The sequence below is a fragment of the Paenibacillus faecalis genome (assembly GCF_900289175.1).
Taxonomy (GTDB): domain Bacteria; phylum Bacillota; class Bacilli; order Paenibacillales; family Paenibacillaceae; genus Paenibacillus_AQ; species Paenibacillus_AQ faecalis.
In genome coordinates this window covers 346,303-371,975 of record NZ_LT985747.1, presented here as the reverse complement: position 1 = coordinate 371,975, position 25,673 = coordinate 346,303, and the positions used below count along the sequence as shown (strand labels likewise).

Below are 25,673 nucleotides of genomic sequence, written 5' to 3'. Positions count from 1 at the left end.
AGCAGCAGGTTTTGCGCGGGGCGCAGCCACCCGCGCAGCAGGGCGGCGGGGCTGGCGGAAGCCCCGCCCAAGGCCCGGCGGCAGGCCATGTGGCCGCCGGGCAGGCCGGGCCCCCGAACGCGCTTGGCGGAAGTTCGGGGACCGGCATGAACATAGCTGCAGAAGGGTCCTCAGGGACTTCTGCAGCATCGGCAGCGCAAGGAGCACAAGCAACGGGCGCTGCTGCAAACGAACGGGCGGCGGCTTCGCAAGCCGCCCAGACCGCCCAACGCGGAGCTCAAGCGACTGGCTTCACTCCGACTGGAAGCAGCACAGCACAGACAACGCAGGAAGGGCAAGCGGCATCGCAAACGACGCAAACGACACAGACGACGCAGGCAGCGCAAAGTAGCCAGAGCGCTCAAACTACACAAGCAGCGATGACTCAAGCGAATGCCAATTTTAATGGGCAGGCAGCAGCGGTTGACTTGGTCGTGGAACAGGGAGTAGTCGGCCCTGGTTCGCAGGCTTCTGGTGCAGCATCAACGATCATAAACAGAAGCCCGGCAGAGCTGCAAGACACGCTGAAAGGACTGCTGCTGCAGCTTGCGGCTAGTCAGGATATGCCGCCTGCTCTGAAAGAGGCGGCCCAGCAACTGATTCAGCATTTGACGGGACAGCAGCTTTTGTTAAACACAGACAGAACCGCACCGTTTGCACAGGTGACCATGTTTATCCCGCTGCATGGCGCGGATGGACAACAGACAGCTTCTGTGCATATTCAATCACGAAGAGGCAGAAAAGGCGAACTCGACGCGAAGAACTGTCGCTTGTGGTTTGATTTGGATATGAAGCATCTTGGTCCAACCGTCATTGACGTGCATGTAGTCGACAGAATTGTAAGTCTTCATATGCGAAATGATCAGCCTTGGGTTGCGGAACTGATTGAATCGAAAAAACAGGAGCTTGCAGCAGGAGTGGAGTCCATCGGATATCAGCTGCTGGGTATAAAGACAAGTCCCTTTCCCGAAATTACTGAACCGGAATCGGACACTTTTGCGGCAGGAGCGGCTGTAGATTATACACCGCAGACCTATAAAGGGGTGGATTATAGAGTATGAAGGGGAACGAACTATCATTAGCCAGAAAAAAGGCAGTGGCCCTTAAATACAACCCTGAAGAAAATGATGCCCCGATTGTAACGGCCAAAGGACAAGGCAAGCTGGCAGAAACGATCCTGGAGCGGGCTAAGGAGCACGGTGTCCCGGTTCAGGAGGATGCCGCTTTAGTTGAGGTACTATCCAAACTTGATCTCGATCAGCAAATCCCTTCGGAACTGTATCAATTAGTAGCCGAAGTTTTAACTTATGTATATCGGGCAGATGAAGCGGCGAGGGAGGGACATTAACGTTTATGAGATTCGAATCAGGGGGAAGGCAACATACCCGAAAACAAAAAGGAGCGGCTGCGGAAGCAGCGGCAGCCTCTTTTCTGGAACAACGCGGATTCAGCATATTGGACCGCAATTGGCGTAATCGAACGGGAGAAATCGACATTGTCGCGCGTGATAAAGGGACGCTTGTGTTCGTAGAAGTGCGCAGTCGAAGTGATGTTTCAACATTTGGCACGCCTATAGAATCGGTAAATCCCCGGAAAATCGCTCAAGTTCGAAAGACTGCCGAGCAGTATATTCATTACGCCAAAAGCTATGATGTACCTGTTCGATTTGATGTAGTAGCTGTTATTCTTAACCCGGACATGAGTGCAGGCTCTATAGAACATATTGAGCATGCCTTTTAGCCGTTTGCCACTCCTGGCGCGCGGTGTAATGGGGTTGCTGTACGGTCCGTGCTAGACGCCGTTCATGCACTATTCATTTTTATATATTGAAGAAACGCCTTCGCTCTTCTAAAAAGAGTCCGGAGGCGTTTCTCTTTTGAACATAACTACTGATATGCCGATTCATCACTATGCACGGTTTGTTTATCGAGCTGTCGGTATTGAATAGCCTCGGCAATATGGCCGGAATGGATATCAGGCGATCCTTCGAGATCGGCGATGGTTCGGGATATCTTCAATATGCGGTCATATGCACGCATGCTGAGACCCAGCATGTCGAGTGTGGAGTGTAGTAAATCGGCAGCTGCACGATCGAGTTTTGTAAAGCGCCTTAAAGCGCTGCCAGACAGCTCACTGTTCCATCGAAAAGGGGAATTTCGATAACGGGCCAGCTGAACATTTTGGGCCAGTTCCACCTGCACACGCATCTCCTTCGAGGAGAGTGGATTTACAGTTCCCGGCCATTCTTTAGGCCGAGGGACGTCCACTTGAAGATCAATTCGATCCAGCAGTGGACCTGATATTTTGGCCCGGTATTGTGCAATCCTTTGCAGACTGCATGTGCAGCGGTGATGCGGATGATCGCTTCCGTAAAATCCGCATGGACACGGATTCATCGAACAAACGAGCATGAACCTAGCTGGAAAAGTAAATACAGCCCGTGCGCGGCTGATCGTGACTTCTCGATCCTCCAGCGGTTGCCTTAATACTTCAAGTACATTTCGGGAAAATTCAGGCAGCTCATCTAAAAACAAAATGCCCCGATGGGCCAAACTGACCTCGCCGGGTTTTGGAATCGTGCCGCCGCCTATCAGTCCGCCTGAGGATATCGTGTGGTGTGGCGAACGGAATGGACGATCCCGCAGAAGGCTTTCGCTTTGTTTTAACTTGCCGGCTGCACTGAAGATTTTCGTTGTCTCCAGCGACTCTTGCTCACTTAATGGAGGAAGAATGGAAGGCAGACGCTTAATGAGCATCGTTTTGCCTGTCCCTGGAGGTCCGATGAGCAAGATGTTGTGCATTCCGGCAGCTGCAATTGTTAAAGCTCGTTTAACATGCTGCTGACCAAGCACATCGCTGTAATCCTCGAATAAAATTCCGCTTGTACTCTCATGAACACGGTCGTCGTTACGAGATAATTCCGGCTGAAAACGTAACCGGGAGAGTGAGACAACTACAGGCTGACTATCCTTTTTACGTGGCTTCATGTTTCGAGCTGCTGAGTTTAAATCCCTCGCCTCAGTAAGATCCATCAGATGCCCAATTCCATATATGTTCATGTCGGAAATCAATGCCGCTTCCGCAGCGTTTTCCCGGGGAAGGAGAACGCCTTCATAACCCTCTCGCTTGGCCCGTTCGACCATGGATAGAACGCCGGTGACCGGCCTGAGACTGCCATCTAGAGCGAGTTCCCCGATCATGATCAACCGTTCTGAAGATGTAAAAGAAAGCTGCCCGCTGGTGATCAATATACCTAAAGCGATGGCCAGATCGAAGGAAGATCCTTCTTTACGCAGATCAGCGGGAGCGAGGTTAACTGTAACCCTTTGCATGGGATAAATGAATCCGCAATTTTTAATGGCTGCTCTGACCCGTTCCACCGATTCACGGATGGATGAATCAGGAAGGCCGATGATAGAGGTTTGCGGCAACCCGTTGGAAAGGTCAACCTCTACCTGAATCATGACGCCGTCAATGCCATAGAGGCATGCGCTGTGAAGTTTGCCGTACATACAAAAAAACACCTGCTTTCTGATTTAACCCGGCCAAAACAGCGGGGTGTGATCCGAAAAAAGGTGCTTCCTTATTTTCGCGTTTTTCATAACTATTTTATTAAAAGATAAGTGGGGAAGTCAATAAAACTAGTCTTTCACCCATTTTTTCACTGGTGAGTATCCTGTTTATTAGAAGACCAGAAATAGCCACAACCTATACGAAAAGATGGTGCTGGCGCAACGGACAACGGTCCACGGGACATATGGAGGGACCTGCAGAACCCCAATTTGCTCGTTCCACCAGTGACGGATGCCGGGACTGTTCCAAACTTGAAATTCTCATTTTCGGATACTCATATTAAATGCCAGCCCCGAACTTATGGAATCGCTTCGTAAACAAAAATGGCCCGTCGTCAAATACGCGGATCCTATATAAAATATTTGTTCATTTGTCGTTCTGTTCATTTATTGTTCAATTGTGGAAGATATACTAATATAAAATTATACTAAAATAAGGAATAATGCATACAGAATAATCCGATTCTCTATGGAACTTTTGTTAATCAACTATTATTTACTATGTTCGGTGTATTACTTGCGAGGTGATGATTATTATAAGCACTAAAATCGATTGGAATCATTCTCGGGGATCATATTTAATTTCAATTATTTAACCTACCAACTTCCCGCAAGTTTATCGATATTCCTTTTAACGATATTTTTCATCTTTATCACGGCCTTCTCATTCTATTATTTTTCTCGTCAAAGCAAGTATGTTGTCTAATTATATTTAATTTTTTAATAATGAAAGAAGGGTGAGTTCATGGTAATTTTATGGGAAAATATTGTGATTACGCTCATTGCAGGTCTTTTAATTATCGTTTTGGGAGTTGTTATATTAAAGTTAATTATAAATATAGTTAGAAAATAATGTAATAAAACTCGCGTAAATTATAGAAATCAGCTTATAAACACCACCGTTAATACAAAAATTTCCAATCATTCTCTGGAAAGAATCATATCCATATCAAAAAGCTGTGGATAAACTGTGAACTTTTTAAGGTAAGCGTTTTAAAAACATGTTACAATAATTTGGGTTTGTATATAAGGGTTATAAGGCCTTGTTCCAGTCATGTTGATAGGAGGATTCCAGAATGAATATCCATGAATATCAAGGAAAACAAGTACTGAAGCAATATGGAGTGGCCGTTCCTAACGGCAAGGTAGCTTTTACGGTAGAGGAAGCTGTTGAGGCGGCAAAATCGCTTGGTAGTTCCGTAACCGTTGTCAAAGCGCAGATCCATGCAGGTGGACGCGGCAAAGCTGGCGGCGTTAAAGTAGCTAAGAATCTCGATGAGGTTCGTGCTTATGCCGAGGAAATTTTGGGCAAGGTGCTGGTAACACATCAGACCGGACCAGAAGGTAAAGAAGTTAAGCGTTTGCTTATCGAAGAAGGTTGCGATATTCGCAAGGAGTATTATATCGGCGTCGTTGTGGACCGTACTACCGGCCGGATCGTGATGATGGCTTCGGAAGAAGGCGGTACAGAAATTGAAGAGGTTGCAGCAGCAACTCCTGAGAAAATTTTCAAGGAAGTTATTGATCCGGCTATTGGAATGCAAATGTTCCAGGCTCGCAAGCTTGCTTACGCGATCAATATTCCGAATGAACTGGTAAACAAGGCAGCACAATTCATGCTTGCTTTGTATACTGCTTTTGTAGAGAAAGACTGCTCGATTGCAGAAATCAATCCCCTTGTTATTACCGGTGATGGCAATGTCATGGCACTGGATGCGAAGTTGAACTTCGATTCTAATGCACTGTTCCGCCACAAGGACATTCAAGAACTGCGCGACTTGGATGAGGAAGACGAGAAGGAAATCGAAGCTTCCAAATATGACTTGAGTTACATAGCGCTGGATGGCAATATCGGCTGTATGGTTAACGGCGCAGGTCTTGCCATGGCTACGATGGACATTATTAAATATTATGGCGGAGACCCGGCCAACTTCCTTGATGTAGGGGGCGGCGCCACGACGGAGAAGGTAACGGAAGCATTTAAGATTATTTTGTCTGATCCGAAGGTTGAAGGGATTTTCGTCAATATCTTTGGCGGCATCATGCGTTGTGACGTTATTGCGTCCGGTGTTGTTGAAGCTGCGAAGCAGCTTGGACTTACTCGTCCGCTGGTCGTTCGTCTTGAAGGTACAAACGTTGATTTGGGTAAACAAATCTTGGCTGAATCCGGACTGAATATCGTTCCTGCTGACTCCATGGCTGATGGAGCACAGAAGATCGTTTCACTTGTGCAGTAATATTCATTCCTGAAGAGGCTGGCACAAGCTGGACGAGCTTAGTTCCGGCTGTGCGGTTGCTTTCATTTTCAAATTAACGATAGGGGATGTGAATCAATCGTGAGTATTTTGGTCGATAAAAATACGAAAGTCATCACACAAGGGATTACAGGAAAAACCGCTCTTTTTCACACAAAAGGTGCGCTCGATTATGGAACGCAAATGGTCGGTGGAACTTCCCCGGGCAAAGGTGGCACTCAGGTAGATATCACGCTGGACAATGGTGAAACTGTCAGTCTTCCGGTATTCAATACGGTAGCTGAAGCCAAAGCACAGACCGGTGCGACCGCCAGTGTTATTTATGTACCGCCTGCATTTGCAGCTGATTCCATCATGGAAGCCGTCGATGCAGAAATGGAGCTTGTTATCTGTATTACAGAAGGTATTCCGGTACTGGATATGGTCAAGGTTGTCCGTTATATGGAAGGCAAAAAGACCCGTCTGATCGGACCTAACTGCCCGGGGGTAATCACACCGGGGCAATGCAAAATCGGCATCATGCCAGGTTATATTCATACGCCGGGCCATGTCGGTGTTGTTTCCCGAAGTGGAACCCTTACGTATGAAGCGGTTCATCAGCTGACTACACGCGGCATTGGACAATCTGCTGCTGTTGGTATCGGGGGCGACCCTGTTAAAGGCTCTGAATTTATTGATATTCTTAAACTGTTCAATGAAGATCCTGAAACTCATGCAGTCATTATGATTGGTGAGATCGGTGGTACAGCTGAAGAGGAAGCGGCTGAATGGATTGCTGCGAACATGACCAAGCCGGTTGTTGGATTTATCGGCGGTGCTACTGCGCCTCCGGGAAAACGCATGGGGCATGCTGGTGCTATTATTTCAGGTGGTAAAGGAACTGCCAAGGAAAAGATAGCTGTTCTTGAAGCCTGCGGAATCAAAGTAGCTCCAACACCAGCTGAAATGGGCTCTACCCTTGTAAGTGTGCTTGAGGAAAAAGGTATTTTGAACCTTTGCACAACACATTAATATAGCAGTTAACGCTGTTATAGGTAAGCAACCTTTTGTTTCCTGATAGGAAATGAAGGGTTGCTTTTTGTGTCTTCAAGCAAATGACTTTTTAGGGAGAAGGACGAAGTTGATGTTCATGAATATGATGTTCTGGAGGTTATATAATGAAACAACGGCTTGAGCAGGCGCTGCTGATTGCTCTTCATGAGACAAAAGGTATAGGCTGGAAAACGATTCAACGATTTATGATCAATCAAACATTTGGGAAACATATGATAGATTTTAAAGAAAAGGATTGGATAGCTTGCGGATTATCTGTCGAAACAGCTCGCAGACTATCTGACAATCTGGAACAATGGGTGGAAGATAAATGTCGGAAATTGACCTCAGAATCATACCGAATAATAACAAAGCTTGATGAAGGATACCCTTACATGTTAAAGTCAACTCCGCAGGCACCTTGGGTTTTATATCTGTTAGGCAATGTTGATTTGTTGACTGAACCGGGAATCGCTGTTGTAGGCACACGAGTACCTACAGCCTATGGCCGCAAGGTTGGTTCGATCTTGACTGAGCAATTGGTGAAGTCAGGGTTGACGATTGTAAGCGGCATGGCTAGAGGCATTGACAGTGTTGCTCATGACGCGGCTTTGAAAAGTGGAGGTCATACAGTGGCTGTTCTTGGAACAGGGATTGATGTGATCTACCCTCCGGAGAATCGTGCCTTATATCAAGAGATTTCCGAGAAAGGCCTCATCCTGTCAGAATACCCGCCAGGGACGAAGGCTCATCCCGGTTTTTTTCCACAGCGGAATCGTATTATTGCTGGGATCACCCTAGGAACATTGGTCGTTGAAGCCGATGCTAGAAGCGGCTCTTTGATTACGGCAGATGCTGCCTTGGAGGCGGGAAGAGATGTATTTGCTGTTCCTGGTCCTATTACTTCCCCCAAAAGCAGAGGTACGCTGGACTTGATCAAACAGGGGGCCAAGCTGGTCACATGCGCTCAGGATATTCTCGATGAGTATGAATGGCTGACAGAAGCGAAACAAAGCCCATTTTTTAAAGATCAGCAAGACTTGTCGCCTTCGGTTTTCGGAACAGATGGGTTGACAAATGACGAAATGGAAATATACGATATGTTGCAGCAAGGGCCCGGATCACTTGATGAACTACTGGAAAGATCAGGCTGGGACTTTGGACATTTGCATTCAGTTCTGTTATCTTTAATCATAAAAAAGCAGATAACCCAATTACCTGGTGCATTATATAAAATTATTTAATTGAAAGTTCAATGTTGGAGAGGAGGATGAACCTGTGGCGGATTCACTCGTCATCGTAGAATCGCCAGCCAAGGCGAAGACGATTGGCAAATATCTCGGCAGTAAATATATCGTAAAAGCATCGATGGGGCATGTTCGTGATTTGCCGAAAAGCCAAATCGGGGTTGAAGTCGAGAATGATTTCAATCCAAAATACATTACGATCCGCGGAAAAGGTTCTGTCTTGAAGGAACTGAAAGATGCGAGTAAAAAGGTGAAAAAAGTTTATCTGGCAGCTGACCCCGATCGTGAGGGCGAGGCGATTGCGTGGCATCTGGCCCATGCACTGGATCTGGATGAATCTCAAAACCTACGTGTTGTATTTAACGAAATTACGAAATCAGCGGTAAAGGACGCTTTCAAATCACCACGAAAAATCAATATGGACTTGGTCAATGCACAACAGGCTAGACGTATTTTAGACCGTCTTGTCGGTTATAAAATCAGTCCCCTATTATGGAAGAAAGTCAAAAAAGGATTATCCGCCGGTCGTGTTCAGTCTGTGGCGGTCAAAATTATTTTGGACCGTGAAAATGAGATTAATGATTTCATTCCTGAAGAATACTGGACAATAACGGCCAAGCTTGCCATTAAAAATGCGGCGTTTGAAGCCAAGTTTTTGAAGCTGAACGGTGCCAAGAAAGAACTGGGCAATCAGCAGGAAGTGAATGAGATTCTCTCCTTTATTCAGGACGCTTCGTTTGAGGTTGGAGAGGTGAAGGAACGTGAAAGACAGCGCCATCCATCCGCGCCATTTACGACCAGCTCACTTCAGCAGGAGGCTGCACGTAAGCTTGGTTTCCGGGCGGCGAAGACGATGTCGGTCGCACAGCAGCTGTATGAAGGAGTAGAACTTGGCAAAGAGGGCACAGTCGGTCTGATAACGTATATGCGTACAGACTCTACTCGCATTTCGGAAACGGCTCAAGAAGAAGCCAAAGAGTATATAGCAGGCAAATACGGCAGTGATTTTGTGCCAGAGAGCCCTCGACAGTATTCGAAGAAAAAGGGAGCCAATGCCCAAGACGCGCACGAGGCGATTCGTCCAACTTCTATTCTCCGTGAACCGGAAAGCATGAAACCGTTTTTGAGCAGGGATCAGCTTCGACTTTATAAATTGATCTGGGAACGTTTTGTCGCCAGTCAAATGGCTTCAGCTGTACTGGACACCCTGTCTGTCGATATTATTGCAGGACCAACTGTATTTCGGGCTACGGGATCGAAAGTTCGTTTTCCGGGCTTTATGAAGGTTTATGTAGAAGGCAATGATGACGGGACGACGGAAGAGGAAAAGTTTCTGCCAGAGCTTCATAAAGGTGATGTTCTGACTAAGCAGGATATTGAGCCGAAGCAGCATTTCACTCAGCCGCCGCCGCGATATACAGAAGCGCGTCTTGTCCGAACTTTGGAGGAGTTAGGTATAGGCCGTCCTAGTACGTATGCCCCAACACTGGAAACGATCCAAAAACGCGGTTATGTTGCAATCGAGGAAAAAAAGTTCGTACCTACAGAGCTTGGCGAACTTGTGATCGAACAGATGGAACAGTTTTTTCCGGAAATTTTGAATGTTGAGTTTACAGCGAATATGGAAGAAGATCTTGACCATGTGGAGGAGGGTTCTGAGGATTGGGTGAAGGTACTGGCCGAGTTCTATGAATCCTTCGAGAAGAGACTGGAAGTTGCCGAAGAAGAGATGAAAGAAATTGAGATCGAGGATGAGGTCTCAGACGAAATATGCGAAAAATGCGGTAAACCGCTCGTATATAAACTCGGTAGATTCGGGAAATTTCTAGCTTGCTCGGGATTTCCCGACTGCAGAAATACAAAACCGATTGTGAAAGATATCGGTGTAGCCTGCCCGAAATGTAAAGAGGGACATGTGGTTGAAAGACGCAGCAAGAAGGGGCGTGTCTTTTATGGATGTGATCGTTATCCGGAATGTGATTTTGTATCATGGGATAAGCCGTCACTTAAGCCATGTCCAAATTGCAGCAGCTTGATGGTCGAAAAGAAGAGCAAGCGGGGCATCAAGTTGCAATGCACAGCATGTGATCACATGGAAATGGTTGAAGAGCAGGATGAGAACGAAGATTAATGTGATATAAGGGGGGGAGTTCATTTGACAGAAGCACAAAAGGTTACCGTGATCGGTGCCGGACTTGCAGGCAGTGAGGCTGCATGGCAGATCGCTAGCCGCGGGATACCTGTCACACTTTATGAAATGCGGCCGGTCGTAAAAACACCGGCTCATCATACAGATAAATTTGCCGAGCTTGTTTGCAGTAACTCATTTCGAGCAAACGGATTGGGAAATGCAATCGGTGTACTAAAAGAAGAAATGCGCATGCTCAACTCCCTGGTTATTGGTTCTGCTGACCAAAACGCCGTTCCGGCCGGGGGAGCTCTCGCTGTAGACCGGGATGGATTTTCTGAGAATATTACGAAAACACTTCACCAACACCCGCTAATTGAGGTTGTAAATGAGGAAATTCAGCATATACCTGAAGAGGGGATTGTAGTTATTGCTACAGGGCCTTTAACCTCACCGACGTTATCTGAAGAAATCCGGGAGATGACGGGGGAGGATTACTTTTATTTTTATGATGCTGCTGCTCCGATTATTGAGAAGGACTCTATTGATATGAGCAAGGTATACTTAGCATCCCGTTATGACAAGGGAGAAGCGGCATATCTGAACTGTCCGATGACGGAGGAAGAGTTCGATGCGTTCTATGATGCGTTGATTAATGCTGAGGTAGCAGCGCTGAAAGATTTCGAAAAGGAAATATACTTTGAAGGCTGCATGCCGATTGAAGTTATGATGAAACGGGGAAAACAGACAGCGCTGTTTGGACCGATGAAACCGGTTGGTCTAGTCAATCCCCATACGGGCGAGCTGCCTTACGCTGTCGTTCAGCTGCGCCAGGACAATGCTGCCGGGACGCTATACAATATGGTTGGATTTCAGACCCATCTGAAGTGGGGAGAGCAAAAACGTGTCATCTCCATGATACCAGGGCTAGAAAATGCGGAAATCGTCCGTTACGGCGTGATGCATCGTAACACTTTCGTAAATTCACCAAAGCTTTTGAAGCCGACATATCAGGTAAAGACTCGTCCTAATCTGTATTTCGCAGGTCAGATGACAGGCGTTGAAGGATATGTAGAGTCAGCTGCCTCGGGGCTTATTGCAGGCATTAACGCTGCAAGAGCAGCCAAGGGGCAGGAGGGGCTGATATTCCCACGGGAAACTACGATGGGAAGTATGGCATACTACATCACGAATACAGATCCAGATCATTTCCAGCCAATGAATGCGAATTTTGGCCTTTTGCCTGGGCTGGAAACTCGTATTCGCAAGAAGAAAGAGAAAAACGAAGCGCTTGCCAATCGGGCGCTGGAACACATTCGCGGATTTATTCATTCGAATCAGCTAAACACTAACCAATAATCCGTAATAAGGAGGTCCGTCATCATGGAAATGACTTTTCACGCGACGACCATCTGTGCTGTGCGTCATAACGGCAAAGCCGCTATCGCAGGAGATGGACAGGTAACATTCGGGGAAAGTGTTGTTATGAAGCAGACCGCCAAAAAAGTACGCCGACTATACCGGGGACAAGTTGTCGCCGGTTTTGCCGGTTCTGTGGCGGATGCTATTACACTGTTTGAGAAATTTGAAGGGAAGCTTGAGGAGCATCATGGGAACTTGCAGCGTGCGGCTGTTGAATTGGCCAAGGATTGGCGGCAGGATCGCGTACTTCGAAAGCTTGAAGCTCTTATGATAGTGATGGATAAAACAGGTATGCTGCTTATTTCCGGCGGAGGTGAAATCATCGAACCTGATGATGATGTCCTGGCGATCGGTTCAGGCGGTAATTTTGCGCTTTCTGCGGGCCGGGCATTAAAGCGGCATGCAAGCCATATGGAAGCGAGTGAAATTGCCAGAGAGGCATTACAAATTGCTTCTGAGGTATGTGTATATACGAACGGGAATATCATCGTGGAGGAGCTTTAATCCAGAAGATTGAATAACGAACAGCTATTTAGGGTGGAGGAATGACGATGAATAACGAATCGATGACGCCAAGACAAATTGTGGCCGAGCTTGACAAATATATTGTTGGACAGAAGCAGGCGAAAAAATCGGTAGCCGTTGCGCTTCGCAACCGTTATCGCAGAAGTCGTCTGTCCGAGGCGGAGCGTGATGAGATCGTTCCGAAAAACATTTTGATGATCGGTCCGACGGGTGTCGGAAAGACCGAGATTGCAAGACGTCTTGCGAAGCTTGTTAATGCACCGTTTGTTAAGGTGGAAGCGACCAAATTTACCGAAGTCGGTTATGTTGGGCGTGACGTTGAATCGATGGTGCGTGACCTTGTAGAAACAGCTATTCGTATGATTAAACTGGAACGAATGGAGAAGGTGAAAGATAAGGCTGAGGAGATGGCTAATGAACGAATTGTTCAGATTTTAGTGCCTTCTGCGAACAAGACTAAAAATCAGCGTAATCCGTTTGAGATGCTGTTTGGCAGCAGTAATAATTCGGAAAATGTTCAAAATGATCCGGCCGAAAATGACAGTAATATTCAAGAGAAACGTAGACAAGTGAGATTTAAGTTACTGTCTGGAAATCTCGAGGAAGATATGATTGAAATTGATGTGGAAGATACAGCGCCCAACATGTTTGATATGTTTGCCGGCCAAGGTAACGATCAGATGGGCATCAACATGCAGGAAATGTTCGGCAACCTCATGCCGAAGCGGACGAAAAAGCGAAAGCTCCCGATCAAGGAAGCTCGCAAGGTGCTGACTCAGGAAGAGGCGGCCAAATTGATCGATATGGACGATGTTATTCAGGAGTCGATCCAAAGAGCTGAACAGTCGGGGATTATTTTTATTGATGAGATTGATAAAGTGGCAAGCCAAGGGCGCTCATCGGGTCCTGATGTATCCCGCGAGGGTGTTCAGCGTGACATATTACCTATTGTTGAAGGCTCGACCATTATGACCAAATACGGACCTGTGAAAACGGATTACATCCTGTTTATTGCTGCAGGAGCTTTCCATGTTGCTAAGCCTTCAGACCTTATACCTGAACTTCAGGGTCGTTTTCCGATCCGGGTTGAACTGAGCAGTCTTTCACTTGACGATTTTGTGTCCATTTTAACAGAGCCTGAGAACGCTTTAACCAAGCAGTACATCAATCTTTTGCGAACCGAAGATATTGAGGTGGAGTTTGCACCGGAAGCCATTCGAGAAATTGCACAAATTGCCGCTTCTGTTAACCAGAATACAGAAAATATCGGTGCCCGTAGGTTGCATACCATTTTGGAGAAACTGCTGGAGGATTTGTCGTTCGAAGCTCCTGAGTTAACGTTGGAACGAATGGTTATTACGCCGCAGTATGTTAACGAAAAGTTGTCAGATATTGCTAAAGATCGAGATTTAAGTCAATACATCCTATAAAATGGGATTCGTTTAGTCTGAAAATGTCGAAATGATTTCATAAGTCGGAAAGTAATCGGGACCGATAGAGCATATTCGACTTGAAAAGTAGACCTATTCAAATGCGTTGCTTTGGGTGCGTTTCGCAAAATTATCCAACCGTTTTTGAAGATTTTAGGGGAAAAATGAATAAAAATGAACAAAAAGCCCTTCTTTTTGGTAAAAGATAGGGCTTTTTTCTTATTGAAAAAAGTCCCATTGTACCTGAAACTTAGTTTATGTGACATCATGTTGTCTTTTTCTACTTAAGACCTAGGTTAGGGCATATGTATTATTTATGATTGTCGAAAAAAAGAGGATTTGGGCTGGTCATGTTGAATATGTGTCACCAAAGTCTAAAAAGAAGGGGTATGACTTGTGAACTTATTGAGTAACAGCAGCTTTGAAAGGCTGCAAAGCGGATTGAAAGCGGCAGACCTTAGACACCAAGTACTGCTCAACAATATCGCAAATGCAAACACCCCCTATTTCAAAAGGTCGGATGTAGCATTTGAGAGTCTTTTGCAGAAGGAAATGAACGGGGTGAGGACGTCCTTGCCTGGGAAGAGAACAGATCCGAGGCATTTTGTAATCGGACCATCAAACCAGATCCCAGCAGCATCCGTGAGCACGGATCATTCAAGCGCTATGAATAACAATGGTAACAATGTCGATATTGACCGAGACATGACCCTGCTTGCAGAGAATCAGCTTCGATATCATGCATATGTCCAAGCCGTAAATGATCAAGTTCGAATCATGCGGACTGCTGTAGAGGGGAGATAATAGTCAATGAATTTCAGTAACAGTTTGAGTATCAGCGCCTCGGCTTTAACATCACAACGGCTCAGAATGGACGTCATTTCTTCTAACATTGCGAATGCGGAAACGACACGGGCCGGCATCGAGAATGGGCAGTTTGTTCCTTATCGCCGAAAAGTCGTCGTGATGGAGCCTCTCCAGAACTCCTTTGAAAGTATGCTCCAGGCACAAATGGGAGGCGGGCAGAAAGTAGGAGAGGGTGTTAAGGTCGGAACGATCAAGGAAGATCAATCGCCTTTGAAGCCTGTATACAACCCGAATCATCCGGATGCGAATGCAGAGGGTTATGTATACATGCCGAATGTGGATATTGCGAAAGAAATGGTCGATATGATTTCCGCCACCAGATCGTATGAAGCGAATGTGACTGCATTGAATGCTTCGAAAGCGATGGTGATGAAAGCACTAGAGATTGGGAAGTAGAGAGAATTAATACATAGGGGAACAGGAGGGAATATTCATGATCCAAAATACGATGTTCAGTACGGGTCAAATACAGCCCTTGCAAATGCAAGGCGTTCCTGAGGTTGAGGTGGCAAAAACACCTTCAGAGTCCATTCGCGAGTTCGGGTCCTATCTTGAAGATGCGCTTCAATCGGTAGCTTCGCTGGAAGAGAATTCACATGTAATGGCCGACAAGATGATGTTGGGCGAAGCTAGTGTGGATCAAACGATGATAGCAGCCCAACAGGCTTTGCTGAGCGTGCAGCTCGTTACGCAGGTCCGAAACAAAGTGGTAGAAGCCTATCAAGAGATCATGCGCACGCAAATCTAAAAGTTTCTAGCAAAGTTTCGGATGGGGTGACAATGTGAATGAACGAATAACTCAGTATCGGGAGAAACTGTCCCAGTATTGGAATCAATTCAGCAAAAAACAGAAAATAATGCTTGTTTCTACAGTCTCTTTTATATTCATTGCGATTATTATACTAACGATGCAGTTTTCCAAGACCGAATATGAAGTAGCCTTCAGAGATCTGGATTCCAATGATGCCGCTGGCATTATCAGTCACCTTGAGTCTGAAGGAATTTCATACAAGCTCAGCGCGGATGGAACAAGCATCTCGGTACCGAGCACGGATGCAACGCGAGTGCAGATTGATGTTGGATCACAAGGCATTATCCAGAATGGAACGATCGGGCTTGAAACGTTTGAACAGAATGCTTCAGCCATAGGCATGACCGACAATGAATTTGAAGTCAAATATGTCAATGCCTTGAACGGTGAAGTAGAGCGCATGCTCGAGAAAATGAACGGCGTCAAAGATGCAACGGTACTGCTAAATCTTCCGAAAGAAAGTGTGTTCGCAACAACAGCAGATCAGGAGAAAGCCTCGGCTTCGGTAGTTCTTCAGTTTAAACCAGGTTACCGTCCTACTCAGGAGATCGTTGACAGCTATTACAACCTTGTTAAAACTTCTGTGCCGAACTTGCCGATTGAGAACATCACAATTACAAATGATGAGGTTGAACTTCTGGCAACAGCAAAAGGCGGACAGGGCGGTTTAATCGGAAAAGTTGAAGAAAACTTCGCCCTTCAGAAGAAATTTGAAAATGATGTGCGTCAAAATGTTCAGCAGTTTCTGTCCCAATACATAGGTCCGAATAAGGTGAACGTACTTGTTGCTTCAAAACTAAATTTTGATCAGGTACAGAGCAAGGAAAATCTCGTTGAGCCCGTCGACGAAGAAGAAATGAAGGGTATTGAAATCAGTGTGCAGGAGATTCAAAAGAACTACTCAGGCACAGACAGCCCTTCCGGCGGTGTAGTTGGCATGGGTGAAGAAGAGGTACCTGGTTATCCGAGTGAATCAGCTGGAGGCGAAACAAATTCGGAGGAATCCTCCAGTACGATCAACTATGATGTCAACCGGATCACTCGTGATATTATATCAAGTCCGTACACTGTTAAAGATTTAACCATAAATGTCTCTGTTGAACCACCTGAGGGACAAACTACTTTAGACGAGACTACCAGAGGTGCGATTGAAAACATATTAATCAACATTGTTCGAGCCTCGCTTGCTGATTCCGGTACTACATATACAGACGAAGAGTTAGCCAAAAAAGTTTCGGTTGTTTCACAGGTAACTAATGTCAATGCTGAAGATAATACGAAGACACTCCTTTCTCAGCCGCTGGTGTGGGGAATCGGAATCGCTGCACTTGCCTTGGTGGCAGGGGGCGTAATCTTCTTGATACGTAGACGGAGACAGCAGCAAGAAGAGCTGCTGGAAGAGGATATCCCGCTTCCACCAACGACAGAATTTCCGTCCATTAATTTGGAGAGCGTGACGAATGAGAGTCAAGTTCGCAAGCAGCTTGAGACGCTTGCGAAAAAGAAACCAGACGAATTCGTTAATTTACTTCGGACTTGGCTAGCTGAGGAATAGGGGTGGAAGTCAATTGGCCAGAGGAAATAACCAAATGCTAAGCGGACGCCAGAAGGCAGCGATCTTGTTGATCACGCTAGGCCCTGAAGTGTCTGCTCAAATATTCAAGCATTTAAGAGAAGAAGAAATTGAACAACTGACACTGGAAATAGCTAACGTACGCAAGGTCGATAGCGAGGAAAAAGAACTTATCATGTCTGAATTCCATCAGATCTGTTTGGCTCAAGAATATATAACGCAGGGTGGTATCACTTATGCGAAAGAAATATTGGAGAAAGCATTAGGCCAGCAAAAAGCGATGGAAGTTATTAATCGATTGACCGCTACACTGCAAGTACGGCCATTCGACTTTGCGAGAAAAGCAGACCCGGGTCAGATACTAAACTTTATTCAAAATGAAAATGCTCAAACGATTGCGCTTGTGCTTTCATACTTGCAGTTTGAGCAAGCAGCTGCCATTCTCTCATCGCTTCCGCAGGAAAAACAGGCGGAAGTTGCACGCAGAGTGGCTGTGATGGACAGCACTTCACCGGAAGTTATATCACAGGTTGAAAAAGTGCTGGAACAAAAGCTTTCAGCAACGGTTACACAGGATTACACCAGCGCCGGAGGCATCGAATCGATCGTTCAGATTCTGAACGGAGTCGACCGGGGAACAGAACGTACCATACTGGATGCGCTGGAGATCCAGGATCCAGAGCTGGCTGAAGAGATTAAGAAACGGATGTTTGTCTTTGAAGATATCGTTAACGTCGATAACCGTTCTATCCAGCGAATTATCCGTGATATTGACAATGCCGATTTGCAGCTTGCGCTTAAAGTGGCAAGTGAAGAAGTGCGGGACGTTATTTTCCGCAATATGTCCAAGAGAATGGCCGAGACATTCCGGGAAGAAATGGAATACATGGGACCGGTACGGCTGCGTGACGTCGAGGAAGCTCAGACGCGCATCGTAAGCACGATCCGGAGACTTGAGGAAGCTGGCGAAGTGATTATAGCTCGCGGTGGAGGAGATGACATTATTGTCTAACTTGATCAAATCGTCCCAATATATGCCGGTGGATGTCTTGAAAGAGTTGGATTTAGCCCGTCGCTATGCACCGGCTGTTGAGGAAGAGGATTCAACTGAAGCAGTACAGCCTGTAGAACGTGAAGAATCTACAGAACCTGCATCGGTTGTTCTTCACACGATTGCAGAGGCTGAACAAATCAAGGAAGAAATGCTTAAGGATGCGCAGGAATTTGCCGAGCGGCAAATTCGAGAGGCATCAGAGGAAGCCGAAAAGCTGATGGCTGATGCCAAGGCCCAGATCGAAGCTTGGTGGGAAGAGCGAAGAAACCAGGATGAAGATCTTACAGAAGCGCTAAAGGCTGAGGGTTTCAAGCAAGGTTACGATGAAGGCATTGCTAAGGCTGAGCTGGAAATGAAAGAAACGATGGAGCAGGCCACAGAAGAAGCAAGGGAGCTTCTTGAGCAAGCTTACGAAGCAAAGGAAGAGCTGATCCAAGAATCGGAACCGTTCCTAGTCGAGCTCAGCTGCGCAATTGCTGAAAAAGTTCTTGATCGACAATTGACCGTGGAACCGGAGTATATGCTGGATCTGATTCGAAAGTACCTGACTCGAAAACGTGAGAAGGGGATTATATCGCTTTGCGTTTCCCCTTCCCAATTTGAATTTGTATATGCTGCCCATGAGGAGCTGGCTATGGCTGTCGACTCTCAGGCAGAACTGCAAATACTGCCGGATGCTACGGTTCAAGACAGAGGGTGTGTTATCCGATCTTCCTTCGGTAGTGTAGACGCCCGGATTGATACCCAGCTTACAGAAATCAAAAAAGAGCTGATGCGGATCGCACTGGATAACGAGGAACGGAGAAATCAGGATGAAGAAGCTTGACAGCAACCGGTACATAGATCATTTGAAGCATATTGATCCCGTTCGTATCAACGGGAAGGTTACTCAGGTCATAGGTCTTATGGTTGAGTCTGAAGGCCCAGATGCGAGTGTAGGAGATGTCTGTTACATCTACCCAAGCAAACAGTCCAAGCCGCTTCAGGCCGAGGTTGTAGGCTTCCGGGACAACAAGGTGCTGCTCATGCCTCTTGGTGAACTGCATTCAATCGGACCGGGGTGTGACGTTGTTGGAACAGGCAAACCGCTTAGCGTTCAGGTGGGCTCGGAGCTGCTTGGAAAAGTACTGGATGGTCTGGGTCAGCCGCTGGACGGTTCCATCATACCAGCCAGAATGCCATACAGTTCAACGAACAACATACCGCAGAATCCGCTGAACAGGCCGCGTGTGCAGGAGCCAATAAGCATTGGTGTCCGCGCAATCGATGGACTGCTGACCATCGGCAAAGGTCAGCGTGTCGGGATTTTTGCCGGCTCAGGTGTAGGTAAAAGTACGCTAATGGGCATGATCGCAAGAAACACTTCTGCCGATGTTAACGTTATTGCCTTGATCGGTGAGCGCGGCAGAGAGGTTTTGGACTTCATAGAACGAGATTTGGGACCGGAAGGATTGCAGCGTTCCGTAGTCGTCGTTGCAACATCCGACCAGCCGGCGCTTATCCGAATTAAGGGGGCATTGATTGCCACAACGATCGCTGAATATTTTCGGGACCGTGGCTTGAACGTGATGCTGATGATGGATTCCGTAACACGATATGCCATGGCACAGCGGGAAGTTGGACTTGCCGTAGGAGAGCCGCCTGCGATGCGCGGTTATACTCCGTCTGTATTCGCAAGTCTGCCAAAGCTGCTCGAAAGGGCGGGAACAGGTCCTGTAGGTTCGATCACTGCTTTTTACACCGTCCTGGTAGACGGAGATGACATGAACGAGCCGATTGCAGATGCGGTTCGGGGGATACTGGATGGACATATCGTACTGAACCGAAGTATCGCCAACAAAGGGCATTTCCCTGCCATTGATGTGCTTGCAAGTATTAGCCGGGTGATGAAGGACATCGCGCCTGAGGAGCAGATAGAAGCGGCCGAAAACATTAAAAGATTGATGGCCGTATATAAAGACTCAGAGGATTTGATCAACATTGGAGCGTATCAGCGGGGTTCAAATCCGGATATCGATGAATCGATGGATTACATCCAGCGCATCTGGGACTTTACGAAGCAAAAAGTGAACGAAAAAGTGACGTTAAGCGAAGTGCAGGACCGTTTGATTACCGAGTTTTCAAGGAGATGACGAGTGAAAGATGAAATTTCAATACGCATTCCAGAAAATTGTGGATTTAAAAAGCAATGAGAAGACACAAGCGGAATGGATGCTATCGTCCGCGATCGGTAAGCTCCAAGCGGAAGAAAAAAGCTTGAGTGAACTTTTTGATATGCGGGAGCAGATGCTTAAAGCTCAGCAGGATGCAGCCTGCCGGTGTGCAGCGGTAGCCGAGATTCAGAATATCGCAACCTATCTGGAATACTTGGAAGCCTGTATCGAGAAGAAAAAGGATGATATCCGCATAGCCAATCATCATGTCAACGAGAAGCAAGAGCATTTAACCGAAAAAATGCTGGACGAAAAAGTATGGCTCAAAGCCAGAGATAAATCAAAAGAAAAATTCCGGCAAGAAAGTCTCCTACGGGAACAGAACGAGCTGGACGAAATGGCAACGGTTCGCTTTGCCATAAACGCCCACTAAGCTTGAACCATCACTGGGTATGCCCGCGAAGGAGGAGTATAGAGTGGCACGTAAAGACGACGATATGCCCATAGATCATGAGGAATCAAACGGGGGATTTGAACGGATACTGCTCTTCTTAATACCGATTATTTTTACCATTGTATTGGTTGGGGTGCTGTTGATGCTCTTTAACCTCAATGTTCGTAACGGAGTATTAGATGTTGCCAACAAAATACCGATTGTTAAGGATTGGGTGCCCGACCGCGAACTATCACCCGAAGAACAGAAAAAGAAGGATTTGAAAGATCAGGAGGAAAGCAACGAGGCGACAGTTCAGGAGTTGAAAAAACAGCTGGCAGAGACAGAAGAGGCTTTACAAGAAATGTCGGAGCAGAAGACAGCTCAGGAGGAAAAGGCAGAGCAGCTTGAGGCCCAGCTTGATGAAATGGAAACTGAAGCGGCAGCTGTAGAGCAAGCCGAGGAAGAAGATTCCTATATTGAGCAAATACAAGAGTTGGCGAAGATGTATGCCGATATGAGTCCAAGCAAAGCGGCACCGATTATGCAAAACCTGACGATGGAAGAGATGGTGCTCATGCTTGGGGAGATGAAAAACTCGAATCGGGTTGCCATATTGGAGAAGATGGACCCCAAAATAGCTGCGGAAGCTACGATGCATCTCAAAGAAGCGAAGTCGACAGAAGAGCTGGCTGAAGCTGCCAAGAAATCACGCGAGAAGAGAGACAAAGAACAGGAATCTTTAAAAACGACAGATAATCTGGATCAAAACCAGTTAAGCAAAACTTTTTCACAGATGGCACCTGATAAAGCGGCTGACCTTCTGATGCAAACTTACAAGATAAGTCCATCGAAAGTCATCACGATTTTGAATTCAGTTAATGATGCGGCGCGAGCACGAATTTTGGATTCAATGTCTGCCCAAGATTCGGAACTTGCAGCGAAAATATTGAATCGATTGATGGGAGCTAAATAAGACTTTTGTCATGTATTGAAAGGAGGTGAAAAAAAGTGACACTCATATTTCAAAACATGGCGACTGCGAATAACGCCCTGACATCCGGAGGCAAGACGGACAGCGGAAAAACAGCGACAGAAAGCGATACAGCAGGAGTTACTTTTGGACAAACTTTGGTACATCAAATGTCGAGTGCAGAAACACCTGCTTCCGGCAAGGATACATCTGCCTTGATGCTAAACGGGTCTGTTCAAATGGTAAAGGATTTAGCGGCTCTTTCTGAAGGCGAAAAGGCAATTTCCGGTGAGATGGTGAATTCGGCGTCAGGCTTTAAGCAGGAGGGCTTGAACCTTGAACAGGTTTTAAAGTTATTGCTTAAATTATTGGACCAGTTGGAAGAGGCAGTAGTGAATGATTCTTCGCTGTTAGAGAAACTTCAGGCCTGGTTGATGCAGGCAATGGGTGTGCTGAATGGGTTGCAGGAGCAGATGCAGGCTCAAGGTCAATCGCTTAACCAGCAGCAGCTTCCTGAAGGGAATGCACAGATGCTTTCGCCGCTTGCTTCACATCCGGAGACGATTCGTTTTGCGTTGCAGGATGCTCTTACACAGCTAAGCCAGATGGTTAAAAGCTTGCCTTCAAATGAACAGGCACAGTCTCAGGTTTTGCAGCTTGTTCAATCCTTTCAGGCTTTATTGCCGGAAAGCAGCAAAGGTGCAATGAGATCGGCACTGGCGGGTCAAACGTCAACGCTTGCAGCCATGACTCAGGCGAATGGAGAGCAAGCTGCGACAGTGAATCATAGAGAACTTCCGTTTCAGTTAAAACAGGCATCAGCATCAGATACGCCAAAAGTATCGGAGAACATCGTAAAAGTGAACACTCAAGTGAAAGATGGCACTTTGGGCGAGGAATCGGGTGCGAGTAAGAGTGCTTTTCTGATGGAAGCGGATGGAAATACGGTCACAGCCGGTCAGCTGGCACTTCGATTTGGAACGGCAGCACCTGTGAAGCCGATGGCCCAGCCAGTACCAGTGGAACAGTTTGCTAAAGAGATGACCCATCTGTTTGTCAACAAGCTGGAGTTTGTGAAGTCGCAAGGTTTTAGCGAGGCGAGAATACTATTACATCCTGAACATTTGGGTCAGGTGGATATCCGAATCACCATGCAAAATGGGCAATTAATCGCTCAGTTTATGACCCGAAATTCCGATGCAAGGGAATTGCTGGACCAGCAAATGGCCCAATTGCGTACAGCTCTTCAAGGGCAAGGCTTGCAGGTAGAGAAGCTGGAGGTAACGCAAAGCAGTCAGCCATCATCGTCCCAATTGCACCAGGATGGACGACAATCAGGTTCTGGACAACAAGATGATCCGAACCGTCGCTCCAGAGAAAAAGAAGCACCATCGGATGACGGCGTTGCTGCAGCAGCCATAACCGAAGAATGGAATGAATGGTTAGCCGAGCGCGAGGATGCTGATGAGCAGGGCTATGGTGAAACATTCACAGCAAAAATTTAGGTGCAGGGAGGTGAGATCATTGCCTGTGAATTATGTGAATTCCAGTGTAAATGTATGGCCCAGTTATTCTAAAGATAATGTGAGCAAAGCCGGTACAACTGAGGAACAGCAGACATTGGGGAAGGATCAGTTTTTGAGTTTGCTTATTACCCAGCTAAAATATCAAAATCCGCTCCAACCGATGGAGGATAGGGAATTTATCGCGCAGCTGGCTCAGTTTACACAGCTTGAACAGATGATGAATATTTCTTCCCAGTTAACGGATATGAGGCAATCTCTTGGAGCCGTATCAAGCTTTATCGGCAAGAAAGTAAGCTGGGTGGAATACGTGGAAGGCAATACCGGTGAAACCACGCTGAAAAGCGGAGTTGTGGATTCCGTTCTTATTCGTGACGGTATACAGTATGCCAGAATCGGCAGCGAGGAAGTGGCGCTCGATTACATCATACAGATCGAAAATCATGTGCCTGAATCAGAAGTGCCGGATGCCGGAAATTCGGACAATCCAGAAACTCCAGCAGCAGAGCCTGAAGGTCCTTCAGCGGATTCTTCAACAGATACGGAAACTCCGGTTGAATCTTCAGAGTCTTCTCCGCAAAGCAGTGAAGATCATGGAGGGACAACTCCATGAATGAGAGAATGACGATTGGACAGCTTTATTCTGGAGCGATTCATCCTACTGCGCTGCACCGGGACCTGAACAGATCGGCCAGTCCTTCCAAGGCGCAACCAGGAAAATTTCAGGAGCTTTTGGAAGAAAGTCTTCTTAAATTTAGCAATCATGCGGCCAAACGACTGGAACAGCGCGGTATTGAATTCAAGGGAGATCAGCTGGCACAACTTCACTCGGCTATTGAAAAAGCAGCAGCTAAAGGCAGTAAAGAATCACTGATTTTAATGAATAATGTTGCTTTAATTGTCAATGTGCCTAACCGGACTGTCGTCACTGCGATGGATGGTCAGACGATGAAGAACAATGTGTTTACTCAAATCGATAGTGCCGTCATTATTTCATAACAGCTGGCTGGCCCGTAAAGGAAGCCAAAGTGGCCGCTGACCGACTGACGCGGCTCAATCATAAGGAGGAAGATCAATGTTAAGATCCATGTACTCGGGCGTTTCCGGTATGAGAGGATTTCAGACGAAATTGGACGTAATCGGTAATAACATTGCGAACGTAAATACCGTAGGCTTTAAGGCAGGACGTGTCATGTTCAAGGATATTTTGAGCCAGACCGTTTCCAGCGGAACAGCGCCTACCGATGAGCGAGGCGGCGTGAATCCCATGCAGGTGGGTCTTGGTACAACGATAGGCTCTATTGATACGATTCATACACCGGGCAGTGCGCAAACGACAAACAGACCGACCGATCTTCGAATCAACGGTGACGGATTTTTCATGGTGAAGGTGTCAGAGGATCAGGATGTTCCTTTCTTGACCAGAGCTGGTGATTTTCATATCGATGGCAACGGCAACCTGGTTACTTCTGACGGATTGTTTGTCACGGATGTTGATGGCGGAATCATTAATGTTAGCGGAGCCACAGGCATCTCCATTGGACAGGATGGAATGATTACCATGCAAGGCGGTGATGCTGCCGATGCAGTTCAAATCGGGCTTGCCAGGGTTGCGAACCCTGAAGGTCTTGAGAAGATGGGAGGCAACTTGTACCGCGTAACAGAAAATGCTCTTGGTGAGGACGGAGATCCTGAGGCTTTAGGATTGGCGCCAAATGATCCTGACCAAGGTACAGGTGCGATTATCGTAGGTCAGCTTGAAATGTCCAACGTTGACCTGACAGGTGAATTTACGGAGATGATCGTAGCCCAGCGCGGTTTCCAGGCGAACTCCAGAATCATTACAACCTCGGATGAAGTGCTTCAGGAAGTCGTTAACTTGAAGCGATAGTTTATAAATAGATCGGGGAGGCTCAGCCCTCCCCATAATTAAGGAGGCTTTTCAATGATTTCAGTAACGAGGTTAAACGGTTCACAAATATGGCTCAACGCATTGTTGATTGAAATGGTTGAGGAGACTCCGGATACATATATAACTTTAACGACTGGTAAAAGAATGATCGTTTTGGAGAAAGCCGAAGAAATCATCGCATCTGTCAAAGCGTATCATCACGAGGTCGGTATACATCAAGCAACCATTAAAGTGCAACAGATGGAGGAACCATTATGAAGAAGATGCTTCCCTGGCTAGTTACAATTATGCTATCCATTACATTAATTGTGCTGGCGGTATTCTTGCTATCGAATAAGATGCTTGACAAAGAGGAACCAACAGGTGTGGTTGCCGCACCGGCACCAACGCCAGTATTGTCTGCCGATGAGGTGGTCGAGGTGACGGCAGAAATTAAAGAAGTCAAGACGAATCTGGCTGATCCTGATTATCTTGGCACCATGAACTTTGCGTTTCAACTTCGAGACAAGAAGGCTAAAGAAGACTTTGACAAAATAAAGGAAATCAAAGTGAAACCGATCATCATCAAGGCTTTGAATGATACCAAGCCGGAAAGTTTGAAGGACTCCAAGGCCACCGACCAGTTTCTTTCGAAATTGTTTGATGAGATCAGCAAAGTTTTGCCTAACGGACAATTAGTCCAAATTGAAATCACTGAAAAACTTGTTGTTCCTTTATAAGCGAA

General features: G+C 46.5%; 25 protein-coding genes and 2 pseudogenes. 26 read left to right on the top strand and 1 reads right to left on the bottom strand.

All coding sequences use genetic code 11. The features are described from left to right. The 3 genes and pseudogenes from C8268_RS23020 to C8268_RS01765 form a co-directional block, all read left to right on the top strand. Positions 1-1,100 (top strand): annotated as a pseudogene (locus C8268_RS23020) (hypothetical protein); the annotation flags it as partial. Continuing rightward, entirely contained in the window at positions 1,097-1,387 is a 291-nt protein-coding gene (locus tag C8268_RS01770) for an EscU/YscU/HrcU family type III secretion system export apparatus switch protein (protein WP_106766088.1), read from the top strand. The pseudogene C8268_RS23020 and the gene C8268_RS01770, both read left to right, overlap by 4 nt. Positions 1,388-1,392: 5 nt before the next feature. Next, positions 1,393-1,779 carry a YraN family protein gene (locus tag C8268_RS01765; RefSeq protein WP_106766087.1) on the top strand — a complete coding sequence of 129 codons (387 nt, stop codon included), beginning with the start codon at positions 1,393-1,395 and terminating at the stop codon, positions 1,777-1,779. Positions 1,780-1,925: 146 nt separating this feature from the next. On the opposite strand, the gene C8268_RS01760 is transcribed toward C8268_RS01765, so the two are convergent. Then, on the bottom strand, positions 1,926-3,551 hold the full coding sequence (locus C8268_RS01760) for a YifB family Mg chelatase-like AAA ATPase (RefSeq protein ID WP_106766086.1): 1,626 nt from the start codon (positions 3,549-3,551) through the stop codon (positions 1,926-1,928). Between the two features lie 198 nt (positions 3,552-3,749). Between C8268_RS01760 and C8268_RS01755 the strand changes: the two are divergent. The 23 genes and pseudogenes from C8268_RS01755 to C8268_RS01640 all read left to right on the top strand — a co-directional run. Continuing rightward, positions 3,750-3,896 (top strand): annotated as a pseudogene (locus C8268_RS01755) (oxalate decarboxylase); the annotation flags it as partial. Positions 3,897-4,687: 791 nt separating this feature from the next. Then, a complete protein-coding gene (gene sucC / locus C8268_RS01750) occupies positions 4,688-5,848 on the top strand; it encodes an ADP-forming succinate--CoA ligase subunit beta (RefSeq protein ID WP_106766084.1) in 1,161 nt (386 codons plus the stop codon). Positions 5,849-5,947: 99 nt separating this feature from the next. Then, positions 5,948-6,877: a succinate--CoA ligase subunit alpha gene (sucD, locus tag C8268_RS01745; protein ID WP_106766083.1), complete on the top strand. Its 930-nt coding sequence runs from the start codon at positions 5,948-5,950 to the stop codon at positions 6,875-6,877. A 146-nt stretch (positions 6,878-7,023) separates the two neighbouring features. Continuing rightward, positions 7,024-8,142, top strand: a complete 1,119-nt coding sequence (dprA, locus tag C8268_RS01740) for a DNA-processing protein DprA (RefSeq protein ID WP_106766082.1) — start codon at positions 7,024-7,026, stop codon at positions 8,140-8,142. A gap of 34 nt (positions 8,143-8,176) precedes the next feature. Then, positions 8,177-10,276 carry a type I DNA topoisomerase gene (gene topA / locus C8268_RS01735; protein ID WP_106766081.1) on the top strand — a complete coding sequence of 700 codons (2,100 nt, stop codon included), beginning with the start codon at positions 8,177-8,179 and terminating at the stop codon, positions 10,274-10,276. 24 nt (positions 10,277-10,300) lie between these two features. Then, positions 10,301-11,632, top strand: a complete 1,332-nt coding sequence (gene trmFO / locus C8268_RS01730) for an FADH(2)-oxidizing methylenetetrahydrofolate--tRNA-(uracil(54)-C(5))-methyltransferase TrmFO (RefSeq protein ID WP_106766080.1) — start codon at positions 10,301-10,303, stop codon at positions 11,630-11,632. 24 nt (positions 11,633-11,656) lie between these two features. Beyond that, a complete protein-coding gene (hslV, locus tag C8268_RS01725) occupies positions 11,657-12,199 on the top strand; it encodes an ATP-dependent protease subunit HslV (protein ID WP_106766079.1) in 543 nt (180 codons plus the stop codon). 47 nt (positions 12,200-12,246) lie between these two features. Then, positions 12,247-13,650, top strand: a complete 1,404-nt coding sequence (gene hslU / locus C8268_RS01720; RefSeq protein WP_106766078.1) for an ATP-dependent protease ATPase subunit HslU — start codon at positions 12,247-12,249, stop codon at positions 13,648-13,650. A gap of 396 nt (positions 13,651-14,046) precedes the next feature. Continuing rightward, positions 14,047-14,454 (top strand): flagellar basal body rod protein FlgB, encoded by a 408-nt coding sequence (gene flgB / locus C8268_RS01710; RefSeq protein WP_106766076.1) that lies wholly within the window; start codon positions 14,047-14,049, stop codon positions 14,452-14,454. Positions 14,455-14,460: 6 nt separating this feature from the next. Beyond that, positions 14,461-14,913, top strand: coding sequence for a flagellar basal body rod protein FlgC (gene flgC / locus C8268_RS01705; RefSeq protein WP_106766075.1), 453 nt, complete (start codon positions 14,461-14,463; stop codon positions 14,911-14,913). A gap of 37 nt (positions 14,914-14,950) precedes the next feature. Next, a complete protein-coding gene (gene fliE, locus C8268_RS01700; protein ID WP_106766074.1) occupies positions 14,951-15,265 on the top strand; it encodes a flagellar hook-basal body complex protein FliE in 315 nt (104 codons plus the stop codon). Positions 15,266-15,299: 34 nt separating this feature from the next. After that, positions 15,300-16,883, top strand: a complete 1,584-nt coding sequence (fliF, locus tag C8268_RS01695) for a flagellar basal-body MS-ring/collar protein FliF (RefSeq protein WP_106766073.1) — start codon at positions 15,300-15,302, stop codon at positions 16,881-16,883. Between the two features lie 13 nt (positions 16,884-16,896). Further along, positions 16,897-17,913, top strand: coding sequence for a flagellar motor switch protein FliG (fliG, locus tag C8268_RS01690; RefSeq protein ID WP_106766072.1), 1,017 nt, complete (start codon positions 16,897-16,899; stop codon positions 17,911-17,913). Beyond that, on the top strand, positions 17,906-18,781 hold the full coding sequence (locus C8268_RS01685; RefSeq protein ID WP_106766071.1) for a FliH/SctL family protein: 876 nt from the start codon (positions 17,906-17,908) through the stop codon (positions 18,779-18,781). The genes fliG and C8268_RS01685 overlap by 8 nt, the downstream gene beginning before the upstream one ends. Next, the gene (gene fliI, locus C8268_RS01680) at positions 18,768-20,087 is read left to right on the top strand and encodes a flagellar protein export ATPase FliI (protein ID WP_106766070.1); all 1,320 of its coding nucleotides are present in this window, start codon (positions 18,768-18,770) and stop codon (positions 20,085-20,087) included. Before C8268_RS01685 ends, fliI begins: the two co-directional genes overlap by 14 nt. 10 nt (positions 20,088-20,097) lie before the next feature. Next, entirely contained in the window at positions 20,098-20,541 is a 444-nt protein-coding gene (gene fliJ, locus C8268_RS01675; protein ID WP_106766069.1) for a flagellar export protein FliJ, read from the top strand. Between the two features lie 43 nt (positions 20,542-20,584). Then, complete coding sequence (locus C8268_RS01670; protein ID WP_106766068.1) at positions 20,585-21,517, top strand: MotE family protein; 933 nt, start codon at positions 20,585-20,587, stop codon at positions 21,515-21,517. 35 nt (positions 21,518-21,552) lie between these two features. After that, positions 21,553-23,019: a flagellar hook-length control protein FliK gene (locus C8268_RS01665; protein WP_106766067.1), complete on the top strand. Its 1,467-nt coding sequence runs from the start codon at positions 21,553-21,555 to the stop codon at positions 23,017-23,019. 25 nt (positions 23,020-23,044) lie between these two features. After that, on the top strand, positions 23,045-23,650 hold the full coding sequence (locus C8268_RS01660; RefSeq protein ID WP_234032946.1) for a flagellar hook capping FlgD N-terminal domain-containing protein: 606 nt from the start codon (positions 23,045-23,047) through the stop codon (positions 23,648-23,650). Then, on the top strand, positions 23,647-24,036 hold the full coding sequence (locus C8268_RS01655) for a TIGR02530 family flagellar biosynthesis protein (RefSeq protein ID WP_106766065.1): 390 nt from the start codon (positions 23,647-23,649) through the stop codon (positions 24,034-24,036). Before C8268_RS01660 ends, C8268_RS01655 begins: the two co-directional genes overlap by 4 nt. Before the next feature lie 76 nt (positions 24,037-24,112). Next, on the top strand, positions 24,113-24,928 hold the full coding sequence (gene flgG, locus C8268_RS01650) for a flagellar basal body rod protein FlgG (protein ID WP_106766064.1): 816 nt from the start codon (positions 24,113-24,115) through the stop codon (positions 24,926-24,928). Between the two features lie 54 nt (positions 24,929-24,982). Continuing rightward, positions 24,983-25,207, top strand: coding sequence for a flagellar FlbD family protein (locus tag C8268_RS01645; RefSeq protein WP_106766063.1), 225 nt, complete (start codon positions 24,983-24,985; stop codon positions 25,205-25,207). Beyond that, positions 25,204-25,668: a flagellar basal body-associated FliL family protein gene (locus C8268_RS01640; RefSeq protein WP_106766062.1), complete on the top strand. Its 465-nt coding sequence runs from the start codon at positions 25,204-25,206 to the stop codon at positions 25,666-25,668. Before C8268_RS01645 ends, C8268_RS01640 begins: the two co-directional genes overlap by 4 nt. The last annotated feature ends 5 nt before the right edge of the window (positions 25,669-25,673 follow it).